Origin of the sequence: Leptospira gomenensis, from assembly GCF_004770155.1 — a bacterium.
In the GTDB taxonomy this organism is placed as follows: Bacteria; Spirochaetota; Leptospiria; order Leptospirales; family Leptospiraceae; genus Leptospira; species Leptospira gomenensis.
The window spans coordinates 139,618-156,129 of record NZ_RQFA01000028.1; the positions used below are offsets into that span (position 1 = coordinate 139,618).

Here is a 16,512-nt window from a genome sequence, read left to right on the forward strand (position 1 = left end):
CGAATGCACTTTATCCGTCTTTTCCTTGCGATAGCGCCATTGATTCTGGTTTTATCCTGCGTCCGAATTCCCGATCTCGAAATCGAAACTAGATCCTGTTTCGGAAATTCTGAAAAAACCTGTATTTCGGCCGCCCTTGTCGCAGCGGCAGGTTTGTCATTTACGGAAGAATGGAAATACGAAGAAGGTGAGGAATACCAAGGCGGTCCGGATATGACCAGCTTTCAATTTGGAACCGCCGCCTTTCGACAATTCGCGCAGAACGCTCCTTTGAGTTCCATTTCGGAATTTACGGTAGGACAAGCCGTGTTCGAAGTTCCTTGGACTCCTGGATTTTCCGCGTCGCTTCCGGATCGAGACGGACTGGGTCCGTTGTTTCACGCCAATTCCTGTCTTTCCTGTCACGTAGGAAACGGTAGGGCCTTGGAAGAAGACGGCGAAAACCTAACGGTTAGTCTTGTTCGTCTGAGCGTCGGGGCGGATTCGCGTTCTCCCGAACCGAAATACGGCGGTCAGTTTCAGCCTAACGGCGTCGCAGGAGTCGCGAAGGAAGGCGACGCCTTTCTCACGTATCAGGAAATAAAAGGGAGTTTCGACGACGGATCCGAATTTAGTTTACGTTTTCCTAATTTAAATTTTTCGAATTTAGGATACGGGGCAATGTCTTCGGGAGTTAAAACTTCCGTTCGTATTCCGCAACAGGTGATCGGGTTGGGACTTTTGGAGGCGATCTCGGAAGCGACCCTATTATCGTTGGCCGACCCGGAGGATTCCGACGGAAACGGAATTTCAGGACGACCCAATTACGCGATCAATTCAAACGGAAGCGGTCGGACATTGGGAAGATTCGGCTGGAAGGCCGGCAACTCGGATCTAGTCCGACAAAATTCGGCCGCGTTTCTAGGCGATTTGGGAATCACGTCTCCTTTGTTCCCGACGGAAAATTGTTCTGTCGCCCAGACACAATGCCAAAACGCAGCAAACGGAGGTTCGCCGGAGGTTCCGCAGGCGAAAATCGATTCGATCACGAATTACATGCGTCTTGTCGCGGTTCCCGCACGGAGAAAGGCGGACAATCCGAGCGTCCTTCTCGGAAAGAAGATTTTTTTTAGGTCCGGTTGTGTCCACTGTCACGTTCCCAAACTCGTCACCGGTGCGGCAGCCTTTCCGGAACTTTCGGAAAAGCTAATACGTCCGTATACCGATCTGCTTTTGCACGATATGGGGGAAGGACTTGCCGACAATAGACCGGAGGAAAACGCCGACGGAAGGGAATGGAGAACCCCGCCTCTTTGGGGTGTCGGTTTAACGGAAACGGTAAACGGACATACCCGTTATCTTCACGACGGAAGGGCGAGAAATTTGATGGAGGCGATTCTTTGGCACGGAGGAGAAGCCGAGGAAAGTAAAAACCGAATCCTCAAACTGGACGTCCGTCAACGAACACACCTTATCAACTTCCTACAATCCCTATAAATACGGACGCCAGCGGAGAAGGAAATTCCGCCGGCTTTAATCGTCTATGGTCCGGCGAACCGATACAAGGTTTCGAAAAGGATCATAGAACCTAATTTAAGATTTTCTAAACTGATATTCTCGTCTTTTCCGTGGAGGGTTTCCGTATCCTTGGCCTCCAAAATCGCGGGATTGAGTCCGTAACAACGGATTCCGATCCTACGAAAACGCGCGTTATCCGTCTTTCCGGCGGACAAAAACGGAGCCGCGACGCTTTTAGGAATTTTAGATACGGAAACGTTCGCGAGAATCTGAAACAACTCGTCGTCCAAAGGGGAAAGATCGGGGCCGATCTCGTCGAAAATTTCCACTTCGATTCCGAACGGTTTTGCGATCTCCCTGATTTTTTCCGCGTATTCCAAAGTATCAAAGCCGGGAAGAACACGAACGTCCAGTTTTCCGAACGTTTCCCCCGCGAGCACGTTGTATCCGTCCCCTTCTCCCGTACGGATTCCGGTGATCGCTTTGGTGTTGGTCGTCATTGCCGAAAGGTGTTTGTTCTTACGCAGAGTTCCGGAAAGTAAAGGTCGAATCAGAGGATTGGAAGCGTTCTTTAAAAAGAAGGAAGTGGGAAACGGGGCCGCGGAACCGAGTTGATAAAAATAAGTGCTCGTTTCGTCCGTAATCCGTATCGAAGTGTCGAACTCCAAAACCTTTTCATAAAAGCGGATTAGATTGAGGGCCGAATATTCCGCGATCGGAACGCTTCCGTGACCGCTCGTTCCTTTCGCCTTCAACTTCAACCAAAGATTTCCTTTTTCGGCGTATTGTATGTTGAAGATCGTCGCACCGGGAATCCCAACGTCTTTCGTCGCAACTCCTCCTTCGTTTAACATCCATTCGTAATCCTTAAAAAGATCCGAGTGTTCCCGTATCATATAACGTGCTCCGAACATACTTCCGCTTTCCTCGTCGGCCAAAGCCAAAAACATCACCTTACGATCGAGTTCTATCTTGGAACGTTTCAATTCCAAAAAGGCCGTCAACTGCATAACCGCGAGACCTTTCATATCCAAGGCTCCTCTTCCGTAAATTCTAGAATCCACGATCCTTCCTTCAAACGGAGGAACGCTCCACTCGGACGCGTCCGCTTCGACAACGTCGATATGATTTCCCAAAATGATTCCCTTACGACCGGAAGGACGGGAAGGTTCCAAAACCGCCACCAAGTTGGCACGGGTTGGATGTTCTTTGGAAGCGTAGATTTTGGAAGGGATGCCTTCCTTTTGAAGAAGTTTCTGAAGATACAAAACCACTTCGAGTTCGTTCGAACGAACCGATTTGATTCGGATCAAATCCCGAAGTATTTTGGCCGATTCTTCGTTCCTTCGGTTCCAATCCACGGAAGAAGGGATCGGCTTTAACTCCATCATTCTGATCGGAGAGGAAGAAAAACAACCGATCACAACGTAAACGACGATACAACTAAGAAATAATTTTTTCACCGAACTCTCCTAACGTTCGCCTCGGGTCCGTTCGATCCGGATCGGCCGAAGAACCCCCCGCAAAGAAACCAGTGATACGACGAGATCCGAGGAAATCGATCCAAAAAATCGAATTCTATCCGTAACCACTCCCTTACGGAACTATACGAAAAACGAAAAAACACTACGTCCTCAAGTGTTCCGCTTACGGCAAAACTCGTTTCGTAAGATTCACCTTGACAGAAAGAAATTCTTTCCTAAAACTTCGGATTCCTTCGAAGGGAAAATTCATCCTAAAACGGAAGTTCAACAAAAGAGGTAATTCATGTCGTTTCGCAGAACCATCGGAACCGGAGCATCCGAAGACCGATTGGAAAAATTGATTCAGGAAAGACTCAAACCCGGCGCTGATAAAACCAATATCGATCAGAGGATCTGGGATCTTTTCGGAGAAGAATGGTGTGTGATGTTCACCGACCTTTCGGGATTTTCCAGAGGTGTGGAAAAGTTCGGCATCATACACTTTTTGCAAACCATCCACGAGTCGGAGCGTATTCTAATTCCGGTCATAGAAGAGAACGACGGAATCCTCTTAAAATCCGAAGGGGACAGTTTTCTGGTCATCTTTCGAAACGTAAGCAAGGGAATCGACGCAGCCATCCGAATGCAACGAAGTCTGATTTCCTACAACGCGGATAAATTACCGGAGGAAAAAGTGCTCCTCTGCGTGGGACTCGGTTTCGGAAAAGTGTTAAAGATAGGAGATTCGGACGTTTACGGTTCGGAAGTAAATACCGCGAGCAAACTCGGAGAGGACACCGCCGAAGCGGGCGAAATTTTAGTGACTCAATCCGTTTTTGAAAGAGTGCTCGATCGCAATCTGAAATTCGTCGAAATAAATGATCCTCCTCCGGGAACGCCGAAAAGTTATCGTCTCATCTACGGAGATTAAATTAAATTTTCATAATATACTAATCAAGACCAGTTGCGCTTCGTAGGGTGAAATACCCTACGCCGTTTCGCACCGTTCGATTCGATATCCCTTGACCGAAACCGAAATCCGTTTCTCTTATTCGTATGTCCCCGAAGGTTTTGGTCCGTTTCGTATTGCCGTTGGTCCTTCTCTCGGCGTTACGTTGTAAAACCAAACCCGATTCCCAATTACAAACGTTGATACAACACGCGACGGTCCTCGGAGAAACCAAATGCGAATGCGAAACGTTGGAACGCTCTTCGGGTGCCGAGTCGGAAGAGGTTTCCATTTGTCTTGGCAAACTGGAAGCGGCGGAAAAAACCTATAAGATCAATATCCGTTTGTATCGGGAACTGGCGGGTACGGGAGAAACCTTGGTGCGGAATTCCTACGAAAAAAAATGTCCCCGCTAACGGCGAAACGAAATTCCGTTTCGATTTTGTATTGTCTCGTATTTAGAATCCGAACAAAACTGATCCATGAATCCGTTTCGAATTTTCGGAAATTCCTCCGAACAGCCGCGTTATAAACAGAATCCTTCCGTTTTTACGAGCGGCCCCTTACCCGATTTATCCGGTTCGTACGAAACCCGGGTGCACACCTCCTCGGGAGAACTTCCTGCGACGATCCGAATCGAACAGAACGGGGACGAAATTTTCGTCACTGCGTCGTTATCGGAAACTTCCGATTCCGGGTCTTTCTCTTCCCCGAAATTATTCGGTAAACTTACCGATCGGAATCGACATCACGTGATCGTAACGTTCGAAAACGGAACATCGGAACGGTACGTATTTACGGAAGGACGTTTTTCACGGCACGAATTCCTATTCCCTTCCGCCTAAACGATGTTCGGCGGAACCTGGAATCGTATCCTAGTTCCGGTTCGTTTCGGAAGTTTTTCCTTCCTATACATTTTTGATTCCTTTCGGGAATCGTTTCGTTTTTTCGTTGATGAACGGAGCGTATCGGCGAAAATCCGATCTCCTATGGTGCACTACGAATTCCATCCCTCTTCCGTCAAATCGCAGAAAGGCTCGGAGAACGTTCCGATTCTTTTCGTTCACGGCGCTTGGCACGGGGCCTGGTGCTGGAAGGAGAATTTCGTTCCTTACTTTCAGAAGGCGGGATTCGACGTGTATTCCCTGGATCTGAGAGGTCACGGAAAAAGTCCGAACCCTGGATCGTTCCGATGGAACTCGATTCGCGATTACGCGGACGACGTAAGGGAAGTGCTCGATCAGCTTCCCGATTCGACCGTTTTGATCGGCCATTCGATGGGCGGTTTTGTCGTTCAGAAATTTTTGGAGACCCGTTCCGTACCGAAGGCCGTCCTTTTGGCGAGCGTTCCGCCGCACGGGGTTTTTCGAATCACTTTCGAGTTGTTGCTCAAACATCCGATCCGTTTTTTCCGGATGATCGGAACACTCTCCCTTTTTCCGATCGTGGAAGAACCCAAACTCGCACAAGAACTTTTATTCTCTAAATCGTTAAGCGAAGAGAAGGCGTTCTATTACGCTTCTCTAATACAGAACGAATCTTTCCTCGCTTTTTTGGACATGCTTCTTTTCCGTCTACCGAAAACGAAACGGATAAAAACTCCGTTTCTCGTACTCGGAGGAGAAAAGGACCGTCTTTTTCCTCCTTGGGAGGTGAAACGGACTGCGAAACTCTACGGAGCCGAAGCGGAGATTTTTCCGAATATGGGACACGATATGATGTTGGACGTAGGTTGGGAAAACGTCGCGAATCGTATCCTACGTTATCTGAAACCGTCCCTTTCTCATGAGCGAAGCGACCTTTCGAAACGTAAGGAATATGGAAAATCCGAAAAAAACAAATCTTCCAAAAATGTCGCGAAACCCAAAACCGCAACCTCCCCTTCCGGGAAAAAGAAGTCCTTCAAAAAGGAAATTCGGGGTTCGAAACGGAAATAGAAAATCTTCTATACGTTTTCCCGATCTCGGATCGATTTTCGAATCTCTTCGGCAAAGGCGACTAACGCGTCCTTGATTTTTTTACGCATCTCTTCTTCTTTCCACTCCTCGCGTTCGTCCAATTGTCTTCTGGAAAGCGGGATCGGAAACGAACATTCCTCAGCGACGCCGGCGTTCATGGCGCGTAACGTGGTAAGCAGAGACCGAAGCGCCTTTTCACCTCCCTGATAGGAAGGAGAGGACCCGAGCGCCATCACCGGTTTGTTCACGTATTCCCCCGAACCCACGACCCAATCCAGGGAATTTTTTAAAACACCAGGCAGATTGTGAGCGTATTCGGGGGTGCAGAGAATGACTCCGTCCGCGTTTTTAAGCGCCTCGCGATATACTTTCACGGATTCCGGCGATGAATCCCCATCCCGATCCGGGCTAAAATGCGGTAAATCGTCTAACCCCGAATAGGTGATTATCTCCATTTCGGGCGGGGCTATTTTGGCGATCGCGCGCAAAAGCGCCGACGCGTTCGATTCAAAACGAATACTTCCGGAAATGGAGAGAATTTTCATACGTAAAGATTAGAATGGAATCGAAGAAGTTCGGTTTAAAAAAAAAGAAATTTATACGAGAATAATCCTAAACGTCGTCCCTAAATTCAACCGACTTTCCACTTCGATTTTGCCCCCCATCGCTTCGACTTGGTTTTTCGTAATGAACAAACCGATTCCTTTAGCGTCCCGATTGTTGTGAAAGGTCTTATACATCCCGAACAACTTTTCGCCGTACCGATTCATATCGATTCCCAATCCGTTGTCGGCGATACTCAGGATCAGACGGTTTTTCTCGTAGGAAGTGCTAAGGGTGATTTCCGGAGTCCTATCCGGATGTCTGTATTTGACGGCGTTGGTCAAAAAATTAAGAAGAATACTTTCCATATAAGCCGCGTTATAGAAGATGCGGATCCGTTCCGGAACCAGATTGTTGATCTTCACCTTATACCTTTGGATTTCGGCCGAAATGGAACGCAACGCGCCTTCGATGTAATCGCGGAGACCGATTTCAGTGTTCTGCAGATTTTTGTTCGTCTGAATCGAAATGACTTCGTTCAGATTAAGAACGGTTTCCATAAGACTGTCGGAGGCTTTGGTGATATAACCGATCACCTCCCCTTTTTCCGTTTCGTTTTGGGATTCCTCCAAAATTTTCAACAACATAGTTATGTTTCCGGCGTGCGACCTGAGATTATGCGAAACTATATGAGCAAAATTTAATAGACGCTCGTTTTGCTCCTTGACTATATCCAACGTCCTCTGGAGCGCCAACTCTTTCTGCTTTTGTTCTTGGATGTTTTGGAAGGTTCCCGAAATCCGGATACAAACTCCGTCGGGTCCGTATTCCGGTTTTCCGATCGAGCGGGTCCATACAAAATTTCCCTTGGCCGTTACGATTTCGATTTCCAAATCGAACGGCTTTCCCGTCCTGATCGATGTTTCGATCGCGTCCGTCGCCTTTTGTCTTTCCTTTTCGTTTTTAAAAAAACGGGCTCCTTGCTCCGCAGTGGGAACGTAATCTTCGGCGACCTCGAAGATATCCTTGGTAACCTTACTCCATACACGCGTGTTCGTCGCAAGATCCAATTCCCAGGCGCCGATCTGCGCCGCTTCATTGGTCCGATTGAGGATCTCTTCCAGTTTTCCCTTTTCTAATTCTTTTCGTTTTAACGCGGTGATGTCGGCCGTATACATCAGAATGCCGCCGACTTTGTTCTGGGAAACATACCAAGGCCGAACTTCCCAGATGATCCACTGAACGGTTCCGTCCTTTCTTACGAAAGCCTCCTCTTCCTTTCGTAAAACTTTTCCTTGAAGACATTCCCTATGAATCGATTTCCATTCCTCGCCGATTTCAGGAAAGACGTCGTAATGAGATCGACCGAGGAGCTCTTCGTCCTCCAGATGATAATCGGTAAGCCATTGTCTGGAAGCAGCCAAGTAACGCATATCCGTATCGAACATCGCGATCGCGGAAGGCGCCTTTTCGATAAAAACGCGGTTGAGTTCGTGACTTTCTTTGAGTGCCATTTCCGAATTTTTATGTTCGGTAATGTCCCAATTCGTACCGATCATACGAAACGGTTTGTCGGCGGCCGTTCTCTGAACGATCGCGATCGCCTTGATATGATGGATCTCTCCGTTGGGCCACACTACCCTAAACTCGGTGTCGAATTCCGCCTCGCCGTCCAAAGCCGCCTTCAATTCCAGTTTACAACGATCCAGATCTTCTTCGTGCAAACCGGATTCCCAATCCTGGTAACGACCCGAAAAAAATTTCGGATCCATACCGTACAATTCGAACATAGCGTCGTCCCAAACGAGACGATTTTCGATAATATCAAAATCCCAAATTCCGACCTTGGCGATTCGAGTCGCCAAGGCGAGACGATCCGCCGTATGTTGTAGATCAGCTTGCGTGCGTTTGGATTCGGTGACGTCGAAATACGTGCCGAGCATGAGGGTCGGTTCTCCGGACGGGTCACGCTCTACTACCTTACAAGTGCACTTGAACCAGACGATCTCTCCGTTCTTATGCCGTAAACGGACGTCCACTTCATAAGGACGTTGTGCGTCTTTACAAAGAAGATAATTCTGAAACTCGTTTTGATAGGTCGAAAGATCTTCGGGAAGGATATGATCCTCCCAATCCAGGATGGAATCGTTCAATTCTTCGTTCGTATAACCGAGCATCGACTTCCACGCCGGACTCAGATAACTCCGGTTTTCCCTGATATTTCTTTCCCAATAACCGGCGCGCGCCTGTTCTAGGATCGTTTGAAGAATATGAATCATGAAACAAAGATGAAAGTATTCTCGAACCTGCGCAAGGCTCGGTCAAGCCGAAAAGGAGAAGGAGTTTAAGATCCGCATATAGGCAGAATTTTCCTGAATCGGAAAAAATTCCGCCGATTTGACAAAGGAGACGCAAAAATCCCCCGATCCGCCGGAACTCACACTCGTTCGATTTCGATTCGAATTTCGAACACATTCCCGATCGGAGGAAAGGATTCCGCGGACGGATCGGATTTTTTAAACGGTGACGTGCGATCGCAAACCGTTCTGAAACAGTTTAGAAAATTCTGAAATACAATACGGTCTCGGAATAGAAATCGATTTTCCGCAATTTTCCTTGCCAAATCGAATCAGACGAACGGAAGGATTTTCGGAAAGACGTTCTATCGCGAGATCAGCGTTGGGAACGGAAGCGTCTAACATTACGCAGGTGATCGGCGAATTCTCCTCGATGAGGGGAAAAATTCTGGCCGCGTCCCCCGTAGTCCAAAACTTACAACCCATACGTTTCAGAAATGCGGACGCGATCTCCGAATAAACCGCGTCGTCGGAAACGAGGATCACCTTTTCGGAACGCGCGCATCCGAAAACGGTAGGATCGTCCCCTCCTAAAATCACGGGAATTAAAATTGCGAACGTCGTTCCGCCTTCCGGTTCGAAGAGGATTTCTATCTTTCCCTTGGAACGTTTTACGAAAGAATAAACCATCGGTAGTCCCAAACCCGTCCCCTTTCCTCCTTTCGTCGTATAAAAAGGTTCGAACAATCTATGTCTGGTTTCTTCGGACATTCCGCTTCCTCCGTCGGTAACGGTCAAAAGACAGTAACTTCCTTCTTCCAAGTCGGCGAAGAAAAAATTCGAAGAGGGCCCGACCTTTAAAAATTCCGTCCTTATACGGACCACACCTCCCTCGGGCATGGCATCCTTGGAGTTGATTACGAGATTCAGAAGGGCGTTTTCCAAACCTCCCCTCTCCAAACTGCATAACATCGGTATCGGAGAAAGATCGTATTCGATACGATGATTTTCAGTCCTCGCTTTCGATAAAATCGGCACGAATTCGCGGATCAGATAATTTACGTCGAGTGTTTCCGGATTAACGGGTTGTTCCCGAGCGAAAGAAAGAAGTCTTCGGTTTAAATCGACTCCCTTCTGAATGGCGTCTAACGCGGATCTCACCCACCTCAAAAGTTCCGGCTGAGTTTTAAGATTGACCTGCAGGATCTCCAAATTTCCGAGTATAACGTTCAACAGATTATTAAAATCGTGCGCGATTCCTCCCGCGAGCTGACCGACCGCTTCCATTTTCTGCGATTGCCTTAACTTGTTTTCGTGAACTCGTTTTTCCGAGATGTCCCGTATTATGGAAATAAAATGTGTTACGGAGCCGAACTCGTCGCGTATCGGATAAATACCTATATCGACCAGAAGATCACGACCCGCCTTATCGTAGATGACGATCTCCTCTTTCAAAGACGTCATCAATCCGAGCGAAGCCTGGATACGCTCCACGATCCTAGGATCGCTTTTGGGTCCTTGCAAAAGGGTGGCGCTTTTTCCCAACACCTCATCGCGTTTGTAACCAGTAAGTTTCACGAACGCTTCGTTTACGTAGATGATCTTGCGTCCGATTCCTTGAGTCCAAACCGATTCGGAGACGATATAAGCGTCCTCGGACATTTCCACGCCGGTTTTGAGAAATTTAAGACTTTCCTCGGAATTCCTTAGACCGGTGAGATCTTGAAACGTACCCTCCAAACGCACCGCCTTACCCTCGCGATTCCTATATACCCTGGCCCTTTCGGCGACGCGAAAAGTCCCCCCTTCCTTATTGACTATCCTGTATTCGATCTCATAACATTCTGAATTTTTAATATAATATTTTCTTAATTTTTCGACCCGATCCCGATCTAAAACGAAAACGAACGGATCCTCCCGTTTTTCCGGATCGAATTCGTAGGACTGTTCCAACCCGAAGATCCTTCGGGTATTTTCGGCGCAGACGAAATTGCCGGTTTCGAGATTCAAACTCCAATTTCCGATTTTGGCGATCGTTTGGGTTTCGGTGATCGAAAGGTTTTTCTCTTTTAATTCCGCCAAAAGCCCTCGCTCATAAAGGATCCCCCCCGTGATGGAAGACGCAAGTTCCAGGATTTTGACGTCGTCTTTCGAAAACGTATAGGCTTCGGAGGAAAAAATTTTCAGAACTCCTAGAGGGCGATCCAAAAAGTAAAGAGGTAAGGCGACTCCCGATCTTCCTGTCGCGAGTTTAGTCTGATCACGGTTCAATCTGGGATCCGTTTCGAAATCCTCGATACGAATCGTGGAGCGGGATTCGATCACACCCGACGAAAGATCGTTTTTATACTGGAATTCGAAACCGCTAAACCTTGTCCCGTTTCCCGAACCACCCGCGCATACGAAACGATCCTCCTTTAGGATCTCGACGAGTACGGATTGACAGTCGCAAAGGTCCCGGATGTTATCCGCGATGAAGTCGTAGAACTCCGGAAATCCGAGCTCTGAGGAATTCAGTTTCGACTGAAACGACAATAGATTATCAATTTTTTTTGAATATTCAAAAGACTTTATGCTCGAATCCATTACCTGTGTGCAATGGCGGACCGTTCTTTCCAAAACTTCAGGAGTCAACGTTTCGTAGCGAAGGTAATCCGATACTCCGAAGGAAAACATACTACGAAGAAAGTCAAGGTCCGAAAAGTCGGTCAACAACACAACCTGGCTTCCTCCTCCTTCGAGACGATATCGTCTCAACCTTTCGAGTTCTTTCGGATCGGAAACACGATCGTCGAAAAAAACGAGATCGTATCCGCCGCATCGTATTTTATCCCATACGTCTTCGTAGGATGTCACGTTTTCCAAGGAAAAGGCGAGATACGGAACGGAAGATAGGATCGTTTTTAGCTCGTCCGCGCGTGCGGCGCGAATCTCCACCTGTAGAAATTGCCTAGGTCGTTTTGACGTATACATCGTTAATCCGTAAAGATTTTAGATCGAAAAAAAAATCCGTATTCCATCGGAACAAGCACAAACGTACAAAAGTGGAGCTTTAGAAGGGAACGAGAAATGAGACTCTGATTGACTCCGTATTCTAACATTGATTTTACGATTTTCTAAAATCGATTCCGGTCGTGATGTAGGCGGAACGAATCGGTGAAAGTTGTATCGGATCCAAGAAATAACTCGTTCAAAAGTATGACAAAACCGCTCGCGAACACGAAAAAAAGGTATTACTCCGCCTTCGAAGAAAACGGAGTAATACGCCGACAAAGATAGAATTCGATTTAAATCATTTCGCTTAACGATTTTATCGAGGATCCTCGTCTCCCGAAATTCTAAGCGGAGGTTCCGTCCACGTAGGTGACTTTAACGGGTCCGCCGAATCCGTTCGGCCGATAGTTATCGTAATCCCCGTCGTGAAGGAACTTCACACTTCCGTCCCGATGATATACGTTCGTTTCGTTCTTAGGTCTATCGACGGGAAGCCGTTGATACTGGACTCCCAGTTTATATCTTTGCGCATCCGGATATGCGAACAATCTTCCCTGTAACATCGTATCGGGAGAGGCTCCGATTCCGGGAGTATGTTCGAAGGAGAGAACGCCGCTTGTTCGACTTCTTCGAAATAATTTTTCGGATTGGAATTCAACTCCGGCACGCCCGCCTCTACCGGAGATAATCCTTGTGCGACCATACGTTCGTCAGCTCGAACGGATTGAATCGGTAGTTTTCCGCATCCTTTTCCGGCCTGATCCGAACGCAGAACCTCCATCTCGGATATTCTTTCCGTTCGATGGCTTCGAACAGATTCCTCGTCGCGTAGTCCGGATCGATTCCGGCTAACGCGGCCGCTTTTTCTCCGGTTAGATTTTTGATTCCCTTCGCCGATTTGAAATGAAACTTCACCCAAAAACGTTCTCCTTGGGATTTCAAAGTCCGAACGTATGCCTTCCGTAACCGTTTAAAAAACGATATCAATCCGTAATTTCTCTGTCGCCGAAGAGAATCGTCATCGGATGTAAGTCTTCCGGAGATTCGGCCCAATCATCCCACATACGGAAAGGATTTTTATAACCGGAAATCGGATCGCGTTTTTGGGAATGAATAAAATCGGGAAACTTCAGAGGATCTCGTTCGAAAAAAGCGGGAGTCTTGTTTCCTACAAGATTTCACATTCCCTGTTCCGTATAAAACTTAACCGCACAACCTCTCGGATCTCGTTCCGTATCGAAGGAAACTTAAACGCTGCCGTCCTTCCGCGGCGTCGTTCTCGGGAATTCCGGAGAAGATCCGAAATTTCGGTTCGACCAAACATTAAGAAAAACTAATATTTCGTCTGTCCCTTTGGATTTCGATAATTCGGATCCGCTCCGTTTTCAATAAGTAACTTTAATAGATTATAATATTCTTTAAAGTATGCTCCCTTCAGGATCGAGTTTCCGTTTGAATCCGTTGAATTACGTCGTCCCCCAGGGAAATCAGGCAACGAACCGTCTCGCAGTGACCGTGGTTGGCTGCCAAAATAAGAAGCGCGTATCCTCCGGCGTCGATTTCCTTCAGACATACGGGAAGAATGTTCTTTCTCCTTAGTTCGAAACGTTCCCCTCTTCTCACTAAATCGAACTGAAAATCCCCTTTTCGAAAAACGCTTCGATCCAGTTCCCAAGCGGACCAAACACCGCTTGAAGCCGGATCGTTTGGATCGTTGGAAGAATACAAAGGAACGAAATATTTCATGAAACCTCCCGAATTGTATTTCTGTTTCACTTTTAAATCAAATATCATTTTAGATTCAATCTAATACCGTAAAAAATTAGCCCGAGTCTTTTTTTAGAATTAGTCTAATTTATAGACAAAAAAAAACAAACTGGGAACCTGGAAGATATGAAGGATTCATACGAAAGAAGCAAACGCATTCTGGAAAACGCCGGGATCAACGTCACCGTCCAAAGACTGCAAATGGCCAACCTTCTCCTTTCCAAACCGCAGCATTTGACCGCGGATCAGATTTTTCAGTTGATCAACGAACACATTCCGAACGCGTCTCGCGCCACAATATTCAACAATTTGAAACTGTTCGCCGAAAAGGGAATCGTCAACCTACTCGAATTAAAGTCCGGAATCACTTTATACGACTCGAACGTGGAAAACCACCACCACGCTATCGACGAAACCACGGGAGAAATCTTCGATATAGATCTGAGTTTACCACTTCAGGAAAAAGTTCTTTCCGAACTAAAAAACGATTTCAAAACCAAAACCGGTTCGTCTTTGGATCAGTGTAGTCTTTTGATCACACTGAAAGGAAAAAAAAATAAATAGGTCCGCGCCGTTTTTTTCGATTCGCCCGATTCCTTTCGCTCGTTCGGTTTTAAAAATCGTATCTACAAAATAACAGAATCGCCAAACTTCTACCCTTCCTTCCTTCCGACAAGGCTTCCTCGTTTCGGAAGTTTCCGTTTCAAAACGATAAACGACGGTTTTCCAACGTTAAGTTCGTTTTGTTATAAACATGGATTAGCAACTTATAGCGGGCGACGCAAAAGGAAGTTTTACGGAGTATATTCTCTCAACATTGACGGACGAAAATGTTGTGGGGGTTTTTATGAATCATTTCGCTTATCAAAGACAACATTCGAAACTGATTTTTTACGCTAACTATTTTGGATTACTTCTCATTTTTTTTACGATGGGTTGTCTTCACAAAAGTAATAAGAAGCCTTTTTTCTTTTTGTTCCCCGGTTTCGAAATGGAAGATTCGATCCCATCCTCCCCTCCTACAAGCACGGTCGCTGCCGTCGTACCCGCCGTTCAATGGAATTCTTCGGAGACTTCGTACGTAAGCGCGAACACAGGAGCCGTCAACTATCAGGATATAACCTGGTCCTCCAATGTGAGCGGAGACTATACACTTCGTTTGAACGCGACGAGTTGTACGGACGGAACGGTTCTCGCACAGGGACCGGTGGTGAAGTCCACGTCGATGACACATCGGATTCAGGCGGATGACGGAGTCAATCCCTTGACGATGGGTTCGAACCGTATGTTCGTTTGTATCCACAAATCGCAATCGCAGACCCTACTCGCCAAGAAGGAATTCGAGATCGTTCGGGATGAAACCCCTCCTTCCTCGCTGACCTTCACTCCCGGAACCGGGGTCTACGGAAGCGCCGTTCCGAATATCGCGATCAGTTGTTCTGATCTGGGAGGTTCGGGTTGTTACAAAATCGCGTATCGAACCGGTGGTTCCGATCCGGGAATCGCAGCCGACGGTACTCCGGACGCCAATTCCGTTCTTTATACGAATTCGTTTTCCGTTCCCGACGCCGCGACCACCGCCGTGAAAGCGATCGCGGTCGATGTTGCGGGTAACGTAGGTTCCGTAAGCAGCGCTTCCACATATACGGTGAATACCGCGCATCCCAACGTTACGATCAATTCGATCAGCACCTTGTATCTCAAGGCCATTGCGGGATCCAGCACTCTCAAATTTCTTTCCAACATGGCGGGGACCTTCAGCATCCGAAAAAACTCAACGAATTGTACCAATGGAACCGTTTTGCTCTCCGGTCCGATTGCGGCCAATACTCTCAAAACCACGACTTTGACGAGCACGATGTTTTCACCGGACGGCAATTATACCGTCCACGTATGTGTGGCCGCCTCGGTGACGGGGAATATCGGTTACACGACCTACACGATCACCAAGGATAGCGTGCTTCCTACGATCACGTCCATCACACCGACTCCGGGTACGATGAACCTGAGCGTAAACCAACGTTACTTCACGTTCAAATTCAGCAAGGACATGGATGTAAACTACCAAACGACGGCAAAACCCGGTATTTACTATTTTACGGACCCTACCCTTGTGGGCGTGTCAGGATTTTCCCTTCTCGGCGCCAAGGGAGAATGGCTGGACGCAAGAACCTACCGCGCGGACCTAAAAAGCAAACTACCGGAATTGTTTCTCTTCGAATTGTCCGTGATACAGTTTCGAGACATTGCGGGCAATTCGGCTTCCGGAGCAGGTGCGCTCCGATACGGCACCGCCGCCAACCCGGATCCGATTCGAATTTCGGATACGGGTCAAACCGATTGTTCGGACGCGGCCGGAAATACCTTAGCCGATTGCAGCAACTCGGGACAAGACGGAGAAACTACGGGAGCATTTTCCGGATTACAATTTCCCGCACCCATCCACGCCTCGTATCCGAACGATATCGTTTCATTCGATACGCGCACCGGTCTCGCTTGGAAAACCTGTCTGGAAGGGTTTACGTGGACCGGAGCGACCTGCGTGCTGGTCTGTCCCCAGGATCAACGTTGGGATGGAACCGCGTGCATTTCGGTCACCGGTTATCCATACAAAACTTGGACCGAATCTTGGAAGGAATGTAGCGCCTTGAACGCGGAAAACTCCGGCAACGGATTCGCCGGAAAAACCACCTGGAGACTTCCTTATATTTCAGAATATTATTCTATTCTAAACTATGGTGGGGCGACGGGAGACGACGCAATTCCGGAAGCGTATTTTCCCGGTCTACTTCGAAACAACTACCAAAGATATTGGACCGGCACATTAACGGCCCATATCAACGCAACCACGGTTACCGGAACGATGCTTTCTCTCTCCAACGGCCCCGTAGATCCGACTAACTCGACTACGTATTATTCCGCCGGAGCATGGGCGATTTCGGTCTTCGGAGGGGTAACACAACCCGGCCCCAACAAAACGAAATATATTTCCGACTACACGTTCTTGTCGTACAATTACACCTCGCAGTGCGTGGCGGATTGAA

General features: G+C 47.6%; 12 protein-coding genes and 1 pseudogene. 7 read left to right on the forward strand and 6 right to left on the reverse strand.

The window, feature by feature from the left end:
* Positions 1 to 39 precede the first annotated feature (39 nt).
* Positions 40 to 1,476: a di-heme oxidoreductase family protein gene (locus tag EHQ17_RS06405; RefSeq protein WP_425460681.1), complete on the forward strand. Its 1,437-nt coding sequence runs from the start codon at positions 40 to 42 to the stop codon at positions 1,474 to 1,476.
* A 44-nt stretch (positions 1,477 to 1,520) separates the two neighbouring features.
* On the opposite strand, the gene EHQ17_RS06410 is transcribed toward EHQ17_RS06405, so the two are convergent.
* A complete protein-coding gene (locus tag EHQ17_RS06410) occupies positions 1,521 to 2,960 on the reverse strand; it encodes a M20/M25/M40 family metallo-hydrolase (protein ID WP_246057431.1) in 1,440 nt (479 codons plus the stop codon).
* Positions 2,961 to 3,264: 304 nt separating this feature from the next.
* Between EHQ17_RS06410 and EHQ17_RS06415 the strand changes: the two genes are divergently transcribed.
* The 4 genes from EHQ17_RS06415 to EHQ17_RS06430 all read left to right on the forward strand — a co-directional run bounded on the left by EHQ17_RS06415 (position 3,265) and on the right by EHQ17_RS06430 (position 5,846).
* On the forward strand, positions 3,265 to 3,891 hold the full coding sequence (locus tag EHQ17_RS06415) for an adenylate/guanylate cyclase domain-containing protein (RefSeq protein ID WP_135592563.1): 627 nt from the start codon (positions 3,265 to 3,267) through the stop codon (positions 3,889 to 3,891).
* Between the two features lie 125 nt (positions 3,892 to 4,016).
* On the forward strand, positions 4,017 to 4,325 hold the full coding sequence (locus EHQ17_RS06420) for a hypothetical protein (protein ID WP_135592565.1): 309 nt from the start codon (positions 4,017 to 4,019) through the stop codon (positions 4,323 to 4,325).
* Positions 4,326 to 4,391: 66 nt separating this feature from the next.
* Positions 4,392 to 4,754, forward strand: a complete 363-nt coding sequence (locus tag EHQ17_RS06425) for a hypothetical protein (RefSeq protein WP_135592567.1) — start codon at positions 4,392 to 4,394, stop codon at positions 4,752 to 4,754.
* A 144-nt stretch (positions 4,755 to 4,898) separates the two neighbouring features.
* Positions 4,899 to 5,846, forward strand: a complete 948-nt coding sequence (locus tag EHQ17_RS06430; protein ID WP_135592569.1) for an alpha/beta hydrolase — start codon at positions 4,899 to 4,901, stop codon at positions 5,844 to 5,846.
* An 8-nt stretch (positions 5,847 to 5,854) separates the two neighbouring features.
* Here EHQ17_RS06430 and EHQ17_RS06435 read toward each other — a convergent pair whose 3' ends face one another.
* The 5 genes and pseudogenes from EHQ17_RS06435 to EHQ17_RS06455 form a co-directional block, all read right to left on the reverse strand.
* On the reverse strand, positions 5,855 to 6,412 hold the full coding sequence (locus EHQ17_RS06435) for an NADPH-dependent FMN reductase (protein WP_135592571.1): 558 nt from the start codon (positions 6,410 to 6,412) through the stop codon (positions 5,855 to 5,857).
* Positions 6,413 to 6,463: 51 nt separating this feature from the next.
* Complete coding sequence (locus EHQ17_RS06440) at positions 6,464 to 8,689, reverse strand: sensor histidine kinase (RefSeq protein WP_135592573.1); 2,226 nt, start codon at positions 8,687 to 8,689, stop codon at positions 6,464 to 6,466.
* 237 nt (positions 8,690 to 8,926) lie between these two features.
* On the reverse strand, positions 8,927 to 11,680 hold the full coding sequence (locus EHQ17_RS06445; protein ID WP_135592575.1) for a PAS domain-containing protein: 2,754 nt from the start codon (positions 11,678 to 11,680) through the stop codon (positions 8,927 to 8,929).
* Positions 11,681 to 12,026: 346 nt separating this feature from the next.
* A pseudogene (locus tag EHQ17_RS06450) lies at positions 12,027 to 12,945 on the reverse strand (catalase); the annotation flags it as partial.
* Between the two features lie 190 nt (positions 12,946 to 13,135).
* Positions 13,136 to 13,447 carry a hypothetical protein gene (locus EHQ17_RS06455; protein ID WP_135736160.1) on the reverse strand — a complete coding sequence of 104 codons (312 nt, stop codon included), beginning with the start codon at positions 13,445 to 13,447 and terminating at the stop codon, positions 13,136 to 13,138.
* A 147-nt stretch (positions 13,448 to 13,594) separates the two neighbouring features.
* Between EHQ17_RS06455 and perRA the strand changes: the two genes are divergently transcribed.
* Both perRA and EHQ17_RS06465 read left to right on the forward strand, forming a co-directional pair.
* Positions 13,595 to 14,032 carry a peroxide-responsive transcriptional repressor PerRA gene (perRA, locus tag EHQ17_RS06460; protein WP_135592579.1) on the forward strand — a complete coding sequence of 146 codons (438 nt, stop codon included), beginning with the start codon at positions 13,595 to 13,597 and terminating at the stop codon, positions 14,030 to 14,032.
* A gap of 283 nt (positions 14,033 to 14,315) precedes the next feature.
* Complete coding sequence (locus EHQ17_RS06465; protein ID WP_135592581.1) at positions 14,316 to 16,511, forward strand: Lcl domain-containing protein; 2,196 nt, start codon at positions 14,316 to 14,318, stop codon at positions 16,509 to 16,511.
* The last annotated feature ends 1 nt before the right edge of the window (position 16,512 follow it).

Coding starts and splice junctions, on each gene's coding strand:
- EHQ17_RS06445 (WP_135592575.1), bottom strand. CDS start 11,680: ATGTATACGTCAAAACGACCTAGGCAATTTCTACAGGTGGAGATTCGC.
- EHQ17_RS06425 (WP_135592567.1), top strand. CDS start 4,392: ATGAATCCGTTTCGAATTTTCGGAAATTCCTCCGAACAGCCGCGTTAT.
- EHQ17_RS06435 (WP_135592571.1), bottom strand. CDS start 6,412: ATGAAAATTCTCTCCATTTCCGGAAGTATTCGTTTTGAATCGAACGCG.
- EHQ17_RS06415 (WP_135592563.1), top strand. CDS start 3,265: ATGTCGTTTCGCAGAACCATCGGAACCGGAGCATCCGAAGACCGATTG.
- EHQ17_RS06420 (WP_135592565.1), top strand. CDS start 4,017: ATGTCCCCGAAGGTTTTGGTCCGTTTCGTATTGCCGTTGGTCCTTCTC.
- EHQ17_RS06465 (WP_135592581.1), top strand. CDS start 14,316: ATGAATCATTTCGCTTATCAAAGACAACATTCGAAACTGATTTTTTAC.
- perRA (WP_135592579.1), top strand. CDS start 13,595: ATGAAGGATTCATACGAAAGAAGCAAACGCATTCTGGAAAACGCCGGG.
- EHQ17_RS06455 (WP_135736160.1), bottom strand. CDS start 13,447: ATGAAATATTTCGTTCCTTTGTATTCTTCCAACGATCCAAACGATCCG.
- EHQ17_RS06430 (WP_135592569.1), top strand. CDS start 4,899: ATGGTGCACTACGAATTCCATCCCTCTTCCGTCAAATCGCAGAAAGGC.
- EHQ17_RS06440 (WP_135592573.1), bottom strand. CDS start 8,689: ATGATTCATATTCTTCAAACGATCCTAGAACAGGCGCGCGCCGGTTAT.